The 11,954-nt window shown below is 73.0% G+C and carries 13 protein-coding genes; 8 read left to right on the top strand and 5 right to left on the bottom strand.

Features of this window, described 5'->3' with window-relative positions:
- From ETD83_RS33505 to ETD83_RS33490, 4 genes are all read left to right on the top strand, one after another.
- Positions 1-822: PaaX family transcriptional regulator (locus ETD83_RS33505; protein ID WP_205718020.1), on the top strand; the 822-nt coding region annotated here is incomplete at its 5' end.
- A gap of 159 nt (positions 823-981) precedes the next feature.
- On the top strand, positions 982-1,785 hold the full coding sequence (locus tag ETD83_RS33500; RefSeq protein ID WP_230421356.1) for a 4Fe-4S dicluster domain-containing protein: 804 nt from the start codon (positions 982-984) through the stop codon (positions 1,783-1,785).
- Positions 1,782-2,804: an NrfD/PsrC family molybdoenzyme membrane anchor subunit gene (gene nrfD / locus ETD83_RS33495; RefSeq protein ID WP_138649214.1), complete on the top strand. Its 1,023-nt coding sequence runs from the start codon at positions 1,782-1,784 to the stop codon at positions 2,802-2,804. The genes ETD83_RS33500 and nrfD overlap by 4 nt, the downstream gene beginning before the upstream one ends.
- 38 nt (positions 2,805-2,842) lie before the next feature.
- Entirely contained in the window at positions 2,843-3,439 is a 597-nt protein-coding gene (locus tag ETD83_RS33490; protein WP_138649213.1) for a TetR/AcrR family transcriptional regulator, read from the top strand.
- On the opposite strand, the gene ETD83_RS33485 is transcribed toward ETD83_RS33490, so the two are convergent.
- Positions 3,440-3,979 (bottom strand): DoxX family protein, encoded by a 540-nt coding sequence (locus ETD83_RS33485; RefSeq protein WP_138649212.1) that lies wholly within the window; start codon positions 3,977-3,979, stop codon positions 3,440-3,442.
- A 197-nt stretch (positions 3,980-4,176) separates the two neighbouring features.
- On the opposite strand from ETD83_RS33485, the gene ETD83_RS33480 reads away from it, so the two are divergent.
- Positions 4,177-4,833: a hypothetical protein gene (locus ETD83_RS33480; RefSeq protein ID WP_138649211.1), complete on the top strand. Its 657-nt coding sequence runs from the start codon at positions 4,177-4,179 to the stop codon at positions 4,831-4,833.
- Between the two features lie 123 nt (positions 4,834-4,956).
- Positions 4,957-6,663: a cytochrome bc1 complex cytochrome b subunit gene (qcrB, locus tag ETD83_RS33475; protein WP_138649210.1), complete on the top strand. Its 1,707-nt coding sequence runs from the start codon at positions 4,957-4,959 to the stop codon at positions 6,661-6,663.
- 23 nt (positions 6,664-6,686) lie between these two features.
- On the opposite strand, the gene ETD83_RS33470 is transcribed toward qcrB, so the two are convergent.
- From ETD83_RS33470 to ETD83_RS33455, 4 genes are all read right to left on the bottom strand, one after another.
- Entirely contained in the window at positions 6,687-7,247 is a 561-nt protein-coding gene (locus tag ETD83_RS33470) for a TetR/AcrR family transcriptional regulator (RefSeq protein WP_138649209.1), read from the bottom strand.
- Positions 7,248-7,285: 38 nt separating this feature from the next.
- A complete protein-coding gene (locus ETD83_RS33465) occupies positions 7,286-7,990 on the bottom strand; it encodes a Crp/Fnr family transcriptional regulator (RefSeq protein ID WP_138649208.1) in 705 nt (234 codons plus the stop codon).
- A gap of 150 nt (positions 7,991-8,140) precedes the next feature.
- Positions 8,141-8,929, bottom strand: coding sequence for a DUF427 domain-containing protein (locus ETD83_RS33460; RefSeq protein ID WP_138649207.1), 789 nt, complete (start codon positions 8,927-8,929; stop codon positions 8,141-8,143).
- A gap of 207 nt (positions 8,930-9,136) precedes the next feature.
- Positions 9,137-10,111 (bottom strand): AraC-like ligand-binding domain-containing protein, encoded by a 975-nt coding sequence (locus tag ETD83_RS33455; RefSeq protein WP_171064587.1) that lies wholly within the window; start codon positions 10,109-10,111, stop codon positions 9,137-9,139.
- A gap of 260 nt (positions 10,112-10,371) precedes the next feature.
- On the opposite strand from ETD83_RS33455, the gene ETD83_RS33450 reads away from it, so the two are divergent.
- Positions 10,372-11,013, top strand: a complete 642-nt coding sequence (locus ETD83_RS33450; protein WP_138649205.1) for a dioxygenase family protein — start codon at positions 10,372-10,374, stop codon at positions 11,011-11,013.
- 241 nt (positions 11,014-11,254) lie between these two features.
- Positions 11,255-11,954, top strand: a 700-nt coding sequence (locus ETD83_RS33445) for a DUF2637 domain-containing protein (RefSeq protein ID WP_171064586.1), incomplete at its 3' end; no start/stop codon positions are given.

Below are 11,954 nucleotides of genomic sequence, written 5' to 3'. Positions count from 1 at the left end.
CACATGGCCCCAGCCGGCGAGTTGGGCGCGGCCAGCGCCCGGTCGCTGCTGCTGACCGTGCTGGGAGAGTTCGTCCTGCCCGGCGGCGAACCGGTCTGGACGGCGGCGTTCCTGCGGGCGCTCGCGCTGCTCGGCCTGGAGGAGAAGGCCGTCCGGCAGGCGCTCGCACGCAGCGCCGCCGACGGCTGGCTCGCCGGTGAGCGCCACGGCCGGTGCACCGCCTGGCGGCTCACCCCGTCCGGGAAGCGGCTCCTCACCGACGGCACCGACCGCCTCTGCGACTTCGGCCGTCCCGCCGGGGACTGGGACGGGCAGTGGCTGGTGGTCCTCGCCACCGTCCCGGAGACCAGCCGCAGGCTCCGCCACCTGCTGCGCACGCGGCTCGCCTGGAACGGGCTCGGGAACCTCTCCCCCGGCGTGTGGGTCAGCCCGCGTCCGGGACGCGAGCGCGAGGTGCGCGAGGTCCTCGCCGAGATCGGCGTCGCGGACACGTCCACGCTGTTCACCGGGCGGCTCGGCGACCTGTCCGAGGCGCGGCGCGTGGCCCGGCGGGCGTGGGACCTGGACGAGATCCAGCCCGCCTACGAGGACTTCGTCGACGCCGTCCGCGAGCTGCGTCCCGGCGACGAACCCGGGACGTTCGCCGCGCACACCAGGCTCGTCCAGGCGTGGCGCCGGTTCCCGTTCCTCGACCCTGGCCTGCCCGCGGAGCTGCTGCCGGACGGCTGGAGCGGCTTCCGGGCGGCCGCGCTCTTCCACGAGCGCCGCGCCGCGTGGCGTCCCGTCGCCGTCCGCCAGTGGAAGGCCATGGCGGACGGCTGACCCCGGCGGGGGGTGTAGGAGGCGCGCCGCGGGGAAGTCGGAGAAGGTCGCCGCCGCGATGGGAGGTCTGGGATGGGCGGTTTGGTGGGACGGAACCTGCTCGCCGGGCCCGAACCCGACGTCGCCGCCGACGCGGGCCATCCCGACCCGCCGCCCCGGATGGGGTTCTTCACCGACACGTCGGTGTGCATCGGGTGCAAGGCGTGCGAGGTGGCGTGCAAGGAATGGAACGCCGTGCCCGAGGACGGCCTGGAGTTCACCGGCATGTCCTACGACAACACGCAGGGCCTCGGCGCCGACACCTGGCGGCATGTCGCGTTCATCGAGCAGAACAAGCCGATGGGCCACGCCGAGACTGGAGCCGGCGACGGCGGCGCCACGGACCTCCGGTGGCTGATGGCGTCCGACGTCTGCAAGCACTGCACGCACGCCGCCTGCCTGGACGTCTGCCCCACCGGTTCGCTGTTCCGCACCGAGTTCGGCACCGTCGTCGTCCAGGAGGACATCTGCAACGGGTGCGGGTACTGCATTCCCGCGTGCCCGTACGGGGTCATCGACCAGCGCAAGGGCGACGGACGGGCGTGGAAGTGCACGCTCTGCTACGACCGGATCGGCGCGGGCATGGAGCCGGCGTGCGCGAAGGCGTGCCCGACCGACTCCATCCAGTACGGGCCGCTCGACGAGTTGCGCGAGCGCGCCGCCCTGCGCGTCGACCAGCTGCACGACCTCGGCGTCGACGACGCCCGCCTGTACGGCCACGACCCGGACGACGGCGTCGGCGGCGACGGCGCGTTCTTCCTCCTGCTGGACGAGCCCGAGGTGTACGGGCTGCCACCGGACCCGGTCGTCACGACCCGCGACCTGCCGTCCATGTGGAGGCACGCGGGCATGGCGGCGGCCGCGATGCTCGGCGGGCTCGCCGCCGTCTTCGCCGTCCACGGCCGCGCGGGAGGCGGACGATGAGCACGTCCGGCGTCGGCAAGGACGGCATGCACGGCGAGCGGCCCGGCCGGGAGGCGCAGGTCGGCAAGGGCCCGCAGCGCCGCGGCCGGAAGCGCGGCAGGCACCGGGGCGAGAAGGCCATGGTCCCGGACGCCGAGTTCACGTCGTACTACGGCAGGCCGATCCTGAACCCGCCCGTCTGGAAGGCGTCCGACGTCGCCGCGTACTTCTTCCTCGGCGGCCTGGCCGGGGCCGGTTCGGTCCTCGCCGCGGGCGCGCACCGCACCGGGCGTCCCGTCGCGGCGCGGGCGCTGAAGATCTCCTCGCTGGCGGCGCTCGGCGGGTCCACGGCCGCGCTGATCCACGACCTCGGACGGCCCGAGCGGTTCGTCAACATGCTGCGGGTGATGAAGCCGACGTCGCCGATGAGCATGGGCTCGTGGCTGCTGGTCGCCTACGGTCCCGCCGTGGGCGCGGCGGCCGTCCTGGACGTCACCGGCCTCTTCCCGCGCCTCGGCGGGGCGGCCACCGCCGGAGCCGCCGCGCTGGGCCCGTCCGTCTGCACCTACACCGCCGTCCTGGCCGCCGACACGGCGGTGCCCGCCTGGCACGAGGCCCACCGCGAGCTGCCGTTCGTGTTCGCGGCCTCGGCGGTGGCGGCCGCGTCCGGCATGGCCCTGGTCACGGCTCCGCCCCGCGAGACCGGGCCGATGCGCACCGCCGCGGCGCTCGGCGCGGCCCTGGAGCTGGCCGCCGCGAAGATCCTGGAGCATCGAGCCGGGCTGGCCGCCGAGCCGTACAAGAAGGGCAAGGCCGGCCGGTTCGTGCGCGCGGGCGAGATCCTGTCGGTCGCGGGCGCCGCCGGGGGCGTCCTGCTCGGCGGGCGCGGCCGCGCGGCGGCGGCGCTCAGCGGGGCGGCGCTCCTGGCGGGCTCGGCCTGCACGCGCTTCGGCGTGTTCCACGCCGGGACGCAGTCGGCGCGCGACCCCAGGTACACCGTGATCCCGCAACGGGAGCGGCTCCGGGCCGCCGCTGGATAGGCTGGCCCCTTACTGCAGGCGCAGGAGAGGGGCCCTCCGTGCCCGGTCAGGCCGCCGAGAGAACGCGCATCATCGAAGCCGCGTACCGGTGCCTCGCCGACGCGCAGGGCGCCCCCGTGTCCATCACCGAGATCCTGACCGCGGCGGGCCTGTCGACCCGCGCGTTCTACCGCCAGTTCGAGTCCAAGGACGCGCTGCTGCTGGCGATGTTCCGGCGCGACGGCGCCCGGGTGATGGACGAGCTCCGGGAGCTCGCCGCGGCCGCCGGGTCCCCGGCCGAGGCGCTCGGCGCGCTCATCGCGGGGATGCTCGGCATCACCGCCGACGAGCGCCGCCGCCAACGCGTCCTGGCGCTCACGTCCGGCGAGGCGACCCGCGCCCGGGGCTACGCCGGGGAGCGCGGGCGCGTGATGGCGGAGCAGGAGGCGATCATCGCCGAGATCCTCGCGGCCGGGCTGGCCGACGGCTCGTTCCCGTGGGCCGACCCCGGCCCGGACGCGCGGTTCGTCCTCGCCGCGCTCGGCCAGGCGTTCGAGGACCAGATGGCGGGAACCGCCAAGACCACCGCCGCCGAGGCGGCGGCCCAGATCACGAGGTTCGCGCTGCGGGCCCTGGGCGCGCGCCCGCCCGGCTGATCAGGCCGCGGACCCGTCCTCGGCCTTCGCCGCCGGACGCCAGAAGACGGCCAGCAGGAGCGCGGCGCCGGCGCCGCCGGCGAGGGCGGTGATCGCGAAGCCCGGCCAGCCGGCCAGGTCGTCCGACACCCCGAGCGCCCGGTCGAGGGAGACCGCGCCGCCGCCGAGCGCGCCGAGCGCGCACGCCACCAGGATGATCATCACGACGTACTCGTAGCCCTGGCCGGGCCGGAAGATGAAGAAGCCGTTGCGCAGGTGCGCGGTGATGAACGCGACCGCCATCGTGCCGACCGCGCCCGCCGCGGCGAGCGGGGTGAGCAGCCCGAGCAGCAGCAGGACGCCCGCGCCGAGCTCGGTGCCGGTGGCCATCAGCGCGTGCAGCCGGCCCGGCCGCAGCCCCATCGACTCGAACCAGCCCGCGGTGCCCTCGATCCCGCCGCCGCCGAACGCGTGGTTCCAGCCGTGGGCGACGAGTGTGCCGCCGACGGACACCCGCAGGATGAGGGACGCGATGTCGGCGCCCGCCGCGTCCACGGCCATGAGCGGTTCCTTTCCGGCACGGGAACGTCCCCGCGCACCGATCCCCGACAACGTACCGGGCGCCGAATATCAGGGGCATCGTGGGGCAGATCACAGGAGTCCGGCTCCGGATCGCGTCACGTTTCGGGGCGCTCGGCACATCTTCTGTGTGGTGCCCCTCAGGCGGCACCCAGGGTGCGGAGAGCTTGGGAGGCGGCATGGGCACCGAGCCACGGCGGTTCGATCTCACGATGCTGCACGCCGCGTACGACGCCTTCCGCCGCCACGCGGCCCGGCTGGAGGCCGCGGCCGAGTCGGACGGCGCGCTCGCCGGTCCGGCGGTCGAGAACGGCTGGGCCCTGTTCAGGTTCCACTGGCACGTCCAGGACATCGCGGAGAAGCGCACCCTGTGGTCGGTGATGTACGCCAAGGAGCCGGACCCCGAGCCGAGCGGCGGTGGAAGGCGGCTCGGGTTCGTCCTCGACGCGATGGCGCTGCGCGCACTGCGGGTCGTCCCGGTGATAGACGCGGTCGACGCCGCCCTGGAGCAGCGCGATCGCGCCATGTTCGCCCGGTACGCGCGGGAGCTCCGCGCGGCGGTGGACACGCTCGTGGAGTTCAAGGAGTCGGACGTCCTGCCGCTGATCCCGGACGCGCTCACCCCGTTCGAGTGGGGCACGTTCGACGTCGAGTTCCGCGGCGAGCTGGGCCTGCGCGGGCTCGGCGTGTACCTGCCCTGGCTGCTGGACGGCGCGCCCGACCCCACCCGCCGCGCGGTGCTGCGGCTGCTGCCGCCCCCGATCCGGGTCGTGTACCGGGCGCGCTGGCGGTCCCGCTACCGGCGGCGGAACCGGCCGGCCGGGCCCGCCCGCTGACCCCCGGGCTCCCGTTCCCCGCGATGTGACGCGGTCCACATCGCGGGATGTCACATTCTCCGGCCCCGATCGGTCTTCTGTGCAGATGCGCATGTGCTCGACGGCGACGAGAGGACGTTGACGATGGCGGGTAATCGGACGGCCGGCGGCCGGTCCGGCGGGCGGACACCACCGAGGTTCGTGGACGGCTCGGCGCGCGCGCTCGACGAGCGGTTCGGCTCGACCGGTTTCGTCCGCAAGGCCATGCGCAAGGCGTTCCCGGACCAGTGGAGCTTCCTGCTCGGCGAGATCGCGATGTATTCGTTCGTGGTCATCCTGCTGACCGGGGTGTACCTCACGCTGTTCTTCAAGCCGAGCATGCACGAGGTCATCTACGACGGCTCCTACACCAAGCTGCAGGGCGTGAAGATGAGCGAGGCGTACGCCTCCACGCTCAAGATCAGCTTCGATGTGCGGGGCGGGCTGCTCGTCCGGCAGATGCACCACTGGTCGACGCTGATCTTCATGGCGGCGATCCTCATCCACATGCTGCGGAACTTCTTCAGCGGCGCGTTCCGCAAGCCCCGCGAGCTGAACTGGCTCATCGGCGTCCTCATGTTCATGCTGGTCATGCTGAACGGGCTGTTCGGCTACTCGCTCCCCGACGACCTGCTGTCGGGGACCGGCCTGCGGATCCTGGAGGGCGTGCTCGCGGCCGTCCCGCTGGTCGGCTCCTACGCGGTGATGTTCGTGTTCGGCGGCGAGTTCCCGGGGACCGACATCATCCCGCGGCTGTACGTCGTCCACGTGCTGCTGATCCCGGGCATCCTCGCCGCGCTGATCCCGCTGCACGCGATCGTGCTGACGTGGCGGCAGACGCACACGCAGTTCCCCGGCAAGGGCAGCTCGAACACGACCGTCCGCGGCTACCCCTTCTTCCCGGTGTTCATCGCCAAGACCACCGCGTTCTTCCTGTGGGTGATCGGCGTGACGACGCTGCTGGCGGCGTTCGTCCAGATCAACCCGGTCTGGCTGTTCGGGCCCTACGACCCGGGCGCGATCAGCTCCGGCTCGCAGCCGGACTGGTACATGGGCTGGCTGGAGGGCGCGCTGCGGACCATGCCGGGCTGGGAGATCGACGCGTGGGGCCACACGGTCACGATGAGCGTGGTCGTCCCGGCGCTGGTGGTGCCCGGGGCGCTGTTCACGGGCCTCGCCGCCTACCCGTTCCTGGAACGCTGGGTGACCGGCGACCACCAGATCCACCACCTGCTCGACCGTCCGCGCGACGTCCCGGCGCGCACGGGCATCGGCGTCGCCGGGGTGGTGTTCTTCGGGCTGCTCTGGCTGGCGGGCGGCAACGACATCCTCGCCGAGCGGTTCCACATCTCGCTGTTCGCGACGACGTGGTTCTTCCGCGTCGCGATCATCCTTGGACCGATCCTCGGCTACATCGTCGCCTACCGGATCTGCGTCGGGCTGCAGCGCCGCGACCTCGGCATCGCCGAGCACGGGCTGGAGACCGGCATCATCCGGATGTCGCCGGACGGCAGGTTCAGCGAGGTCGAGCGGCCCATGGCGGACGAGGCCATCGCCCCGATCACCGACCCGCGCCCGGCGGCCGCCGTCCCGCTGGACGTGCCGCCGGAGATCGACGGCGTGGAGAGCCCGCGCGCCCGCAGCGGTGTGAAGCGGGTGCGCGCCGCGCTCAACCGCCGGTTCCGGGCCGATCTGGTGGTCGTCCCGGAGCGGCACCGGGACGAGGACGGCAACGGCCACGGACGCGCGCTCACGGGCGGGGAGGGCACGGAGGGCGCGGAATCGGAGTCCGGGCCCGTCTCGCGGCAGTGACGCGGTGACCGCGGTGACGGCGGTCAGCGCTCGAAGAGGAGGCGGATGACGGGACGGGCGGCCTCCACAGGGTCGTCGCCGACGCCGGACAGCGCGCCGCTCAGCCAGAGATGCGCGAAGCCGTGCACGATCGACCAGGCGGCGAGCCCGGCCGTCCGCTCGTCCTCGGGGCGGTCGTCCGCGGGGACGCGGCGGACGCCCTCGGCGAGGATCCGGCCCGCGCGGTCGCGGGCGGCGCTGACGTCCGGATCGTCGGCGCGGTAGAGCGCGGGCGTGAACATCACCTCGAAGTACGCCCGGTGGTCGACGGCGAAGCGGATGTAGGCGAGGCCCAGGTCGTCCAGGTCGTCGCCGGCGGCTTCGAGCGCGTCCCCGAACCGGGTGTAGCCCTCGGTGGCGACGGCCGTGAGCAGGCCCGCCTTGTCGCCGAAGTGGTGCGCGGGCGCCGCGTGCGAGACCCCGGCCCGGCGGGCGAGCCGGCGCAGGCTCCACCCGGCCGCGCCCTCCTCGGCGATCGCCTCGACGGCGGCGTCCAGGACGGCCCTGCGCAGGTTGCCATGGTGGTAGCTCGGCTGGTCGGTCATGCGGCGATCTTATCTTGCCATTGACAAGTTTCGCGCGCTCAGTCGGGTTCCTTGGCGAACTCGCGCAGGCCCGGCAGGTCGATCACGGTGATCTTGCGCCAGCCGGTCCGGATGAGGCCCTTGCGGCGCAGGCCGTTGAGGGCGCGCGCGACCGTCTCCCGGGACGCGTCCATCCAGCTCCCGAGCTCCTCCTGCGAGAGCGGCGGGCCGATCTCGATCGAGCCGTCCGCCGCGGGCGGGACGTGGTGCGCCGACAACTCCGCGAGGTCGGTCAGGAGCGCGGCGAGCCGCTGGGCGCCGCCCCTGCTCATGTGGGCGGTCAGCCGCCGGTCGGAGTCGTCGAGCCGCTGGACGAAGGTGCCGGTGACGAGCATCCACACGTCCGGGTGGACGTCCAGGAAGCCGGTGAAGCGGGCGGCCGGGACCACCAGCGCGCGGACGGGCGACAGCGCGGTCACCGTGGCCGACCGGGTCCGGCCGCCGAGCACCGCGCTCTCGGCGAGCAGGTCGCCGGGCCCCCGGACGGCCAGCACCACGTCGTGGCCGTCCTCGGTCGCCGAGGTCACCTTCGCCCAGCCCCGCTCGATGATGATCACGTGGTCGGACTCGTCGCCCTGGTACACCAGGGGCGCCTTCACCGGGTACTGCCGGGGCCGCCCCGCGGCGCGCAGCGCGGACCGCTGCGCCGGATCGAGCGCCGCCCAGAACCCCGCGCGCGGGGAGGGCGCCGCGTACGGTGCCACCCGCCGCCTCCCTTGCCTGTGGCTTACCAGAACAGTAAACCCGACAAGGGCGTCCGGGCATGGCGATGAAACTCCGCCGCGTCCGCTCCCGGCCGCCGTTCGTTTCCGGCGCGCGTCACGTGCCGGCACCGGTTCCGTCCCGGCCCCGTGTCAGGTGCCCGTCGGCGGCCCGGTCTCGATCGTCAGCGCCTCGTGGTCGAAGGACACATGGCCCCTGATCCTGACGGCGTCCTCCAGCGGTTCCTCGTAGGACCAGGCGGCGTCCTCCGCGCCGTCCAGCGACCAGTACGTCGCCTCTCCCTTGTACGGGCAGTAGGTCCGCTTCGCGCTCTCCTTCAGCAGCTCACGGCGGACGTCGGCGGCCGGGATGTAGAACCGGTTCGGCAGGCCGGTCTCCGACAGCAGCTTCGGCCGCCCGGTCTCGGCGACGACCTCGCCGTCCAGCAGCACCCGCACACGCCGGGACGTGGCGCGGACGTCCACGCGGTGGAACGGGTCGCGCAGATGGCCGCGGACCTCCTCGTCCTCGTCGTACCAGGCGTCCATCGGGTCCCAGTAGAACGCCATGTGGCCGCGCAGCCACGCCGCCTCCGGCTTCGGCTCCGGATACGCCCACACGGCGTTCTCCGCGGACCGGCCGCCGGCGCGGACCGTCCAGTACGCGGCGTCGCCCTTGAACGGGCAGTGCGTCGTGCGGGCGGTCCTCTCCAGCAGGCCGGTGCGCACGTCGTCCTCCGGGACGTACAGCACGGGCAGCAGCCCCGTCTCGTGCAGGAGCTTGCCGCGCTCGGTGTCGAGGACGGTCTCCCCCGCGAACCGCGCGCGGACGCGGCGCGGGAAGCCGTGCATGAACAACCGGTGCTTCGGCCCGTCGATGGTGAAGTTGACCTCGTCTCCGGGCGAGCCCGCGAGCGGCCCTGGACGCATGGTCAGGGACATGCCGTGCCTCCCAACTTGCCAAGCCTCCCGGCGTCTGGTGTCCTCCCGGCGGGGAACGGGCCTGCTCGTCAGGCGGGGCCCGCGTCGCAGTCGCGGTGCCATCGGCAGAATGTGACAGTGTTCGCTCCGGCCCGTATCCGCGTAGCCACCACGTTCCCCGGATCGGACGAACGATGCAACCGATCCGGGACGGCGTGGAGGGGGACGCTAGGCGTCCCGCAGGATGCCGGTGGTGGCGGCACGGTACGCGGTCGGGGTGACGCCGTAGGCGGCGCGGAAGGCGCGGCTGAACGCGGCCGCGTCGGGCAGCCCCCAGCGGTTCGCGATCGCGCCGATCCGCTGCGTCCCGAGGAACGGGTCGCTGAGCTCGCGGCGGCAGTGTTCGAGGCGGCGGGTGCGGACGTAGCGGGCGACGGTCGTGCCCGCCGGCTGGAACACCCGGTACAGCTGCCGGACGGAGATGTGGTGCGCCTCCGCGATCGTCGCGGGGCACAGGGCGGGGTCGTGCAGCCGGCCCTCGATCCACTCCTTGATCGCACGCAGCATCTCGGCTCCCTCTGGGGACGGGGACGGCGGCGCGCCCAGCCATTCGCTGGCGGCCCCGGTGACCAGCTCGACGATCGCGCCGCCGAGGTGGTGGGCGTAGGGCTCGTCGGTCGCGGCGCCGTCCTCGACGCCGTCCTCGGCGAGGGCGCCGAGGAGCGAGGAGACCAGGCGCCCGTGGCGGGTGCGCTCGGCCATCAGGGTGCCGCCGAAGGCGGCCAGGCGCTCGGGCGGCAGCGGGACGGCCCGGTGCGGGATGACGACCGTGAAGATGTGGTGCGCGTCGAACGAGATCTCGACCGGGCGGGTGAGGTCGTAGAACACCACGTCCCCGACGCCGACGCGGGCGTGGCGGCCGTTCTGGCGCAGGACACAGGAGCCGCGCAGGACGAGGCCGAGCTTGTAGCACTCCCTGGTGTCGCGGGCGATCTGGCGGGCGCTGCGGCGCACCGCGTGCGCGGGCGCGTACACGTCGCCGGCCTCGACCGGGCCGAGCGTGCGGCCGGCGAGCCGGGCGGCGAATCCGCTGGCCAGACGCGGGTGAATATGGAAAGGACCGAAGGCCGACGTGATCAGGTGGCGCCAGTATTCGGCCTGATCGCGGGCAGCATGATCCGAGGTGTCAGCGAGCGTTGACATGACGCTCCTCCGAGGTGGGGCGGGCGGGGGGTCTCGGACGCCACCCGCCAGGTTTCTACGAGGTTTCGGGAAGGTCAATGAGCGAGTCGGCACGACGCTCGCGGCGGGCTTTGTCACTCGACGCCAAATGTCGGGCAGGGAAACCCAAGACCAACCCCTCGTGACCGGCCTATACATGTCGCGACGACTCCTGGGAGCCCCGCCAGCCGGGCATCGGAAGATCCCGAAATGCCCGGAAAGACCTCGAGAGGAAATCCCCCATGCCAGAGGACGAGCAGGAACAGCTGGAATCCGGCATCAGCCGGAAGAACTTCATCGTCGCCGCGGGCATCGGCGCGCTCGCCGTCCCCACGGCCGTGACGGCTGTGACCTCGGCCACCGCCTCGGCCGGCACCCAGCCCCGGCGGCTGCCGCTGACGCCCAAGTGCACCGACGGCGACGACGATCCCACTCCCGCGCAGACGGAGGGCCCCTACTTCACCCCGGGCTCGCCTGAGCGGTCGGACATCAGGGCCGGCAAGCAGGGGACCCTGCTCACCGTGACCGGGATCGTCTACTCCCAGGACTGCAAGCCGGTCAACCGCGCGCTGCTCGACTTCTGGCAGTGCGACGCCGCCGGTGTCTACGACAACCGCGGCTACGTCCTGCGCGGGCACCTGTTCTCGGGCGCCGACGGCCGGTACACCCTGACGACGATCGTCCCCGGCCTCTACCCGGGTCGTACCAAGCACATCCACGTCAAGGTCCAGGCGCCGAACGCCCGGATCCTGACGACCCAGATGTACTTCCCGAACGAGCCGCGGAACAACAGCGACACGATCTTCGACCCGCGCCTCCTGATGACCATGAGCCAAGGGCCGACCGGCCTGACCGGCACGCTCGACTTCGTCATCCGCGTCTGACCGCGTACTGAAGCACGGTTCCGTCGCTCCCGCGGAATCCAGTCCCCGCCCGGGCACCGGCGCGCCCCGGCGGGGACTTCCGCATGCCCGGAGGAGGCCCGCCCGGAGGAAACCCGCCCCGGCGGAACCGGACCGGATGAAACCGGGAAGTGATCTAAATCCCCCGCGAACCGCCAAAGAAATGGATAGTCTCCCACCGATCACTTTCCGTCGTGCAGGGAAAACTGGGAGCACACGCGGCATGAACGCTGCCAACCGGGCACAGGTCATCACACGGTGGGGGGCCATCGCCTTCATGGCGGCGGCGGTCCTGACCGCGACCGCGGGCGGCTTCGCCCAGTCCTACGCGGGCCTCTACCACTGGGCGATGGAGCACGGCCTGCGCGGCTGGAAGGCCGAGTCGTTCCCGCTGCTGGTCGACCTCTTCATCATCGTCGGCGAGCTCGGCCTCTTCCTGCTGGCCATCGACGCGTTCGTGCTGCGCCGCCGGCACCTGATGAGCTGGCTCGACTTCTCCCTGCCGCTGACCATCGCCATCGCGGGCTGGACGGCGAGCCTCATCTTCAACGTCGGCCATGTCGGCCAGCAGTCGTTCTCCTACCAGGCGACGGCCGCCGTCCCGCCGATCGTGTCGATGCTCGGCCTCTTCGTCCTGCTGCGCACGCTGCACCGGTACGTGTCGCGCGAGGTCGAGGCGCAGAACGAGAAGCCCAAGCTGCCCGAGGCGCAGACGCGCGCCATCGCCGGGCCCGTGACGCTGAACCAGATCACGCTGATGCCGCTGCGCAACACCGGCCCGTTCCCGCGGATCCAGGTCCCCGGCCATTCCGGGAAGGCGATCGAGTCGGGCACGTCCGCCGCCACCGCGACGCGGCAGGCACCGGGCGGGACGTCCAAGGACGCCGCGGAGACCGCGGACCAGGCCGCGCCGAGCCCGGCCG

The sequence above is a fragment of the Actinomadura soli genome, assembly GCF_005889715.1.
Taxonomy (GTDB): Bacteria; Actinomycetota; Actinomycetes; order Streptosporangiales; family Streptosporangiaceae; genus Spirillospora; species Spirillospora soli.
The sequence above is the reverse complement of the archived record's forward strand: the minus strand, read 5'-3'. Positions and strand labels throughout refer to the sequence as shown.

Bases quoted from the DNA above. Each gene is read 5' to 3' on its own strand.
- qcrB (WP_138649210.1), top strand. From the start codon at position 4,957: ATGGCGGGTAATCGGACGGCCGGCGGCCGGTCCGGCGGGCGGACACCA.
- ETD83_RS33485 (WP_138649212.1), bottom strand. From the start codon at position 3,979: ATGGCCGTGGACGCGGCGGGCGCCGACATCGCGTCCCTCATCCTGCGG.
- ETD83_RS33480 (WP_138649211.1), top strand. From the start codon at position 4,177: ATGGGCACCGAGCCACGGCGGTTCGATCTCACGATGCTGCACGCCGCG.
- ETD83_RS33470 (WP_138649209.1), bottom strand. From the start codon at position 7,247: ATGACCGACCAGCCGAGCTACCACCATGGCAACCTGCGCAGGGCCGTC.
- nrfD (WP_138649214.1), top strand. From the start codon at position 1,782: ATGAGCACGTCCGGCGTCGGCAAGGACGGCATGCACGGCGAGCGGCCC.
- ETD83_RS33455 (WP_171064587.1), bottom strand. From the start codon at position 10,111: ATGTCAACGCTCGCTGACACCTCGGATCATGCTGCCCGCGATCAGGCC.
- ETD83_RS33460 (WP_138649207.1), bottom strand. From the start codon at position 8,929: ATGTCCCTGACCATGCGTCCAGGGCCGCTCGCGGGCTCGCCCGGAGAC.
- ETD83_RS33450 (WP_138649205.1), top strand. From the start codon at position 10,372: ATGCCAGAGGACGAGCAGGAACAGCTGGAATCCGGCATCAGCCGGAAG.
- ETD83_RS33500 (WP_230421356.1), top strand. From the start codon at position 982: ATGGGGTTCTTCACCGACACGTCGGTGTGCATCGGGTGCAAGGCGTGC.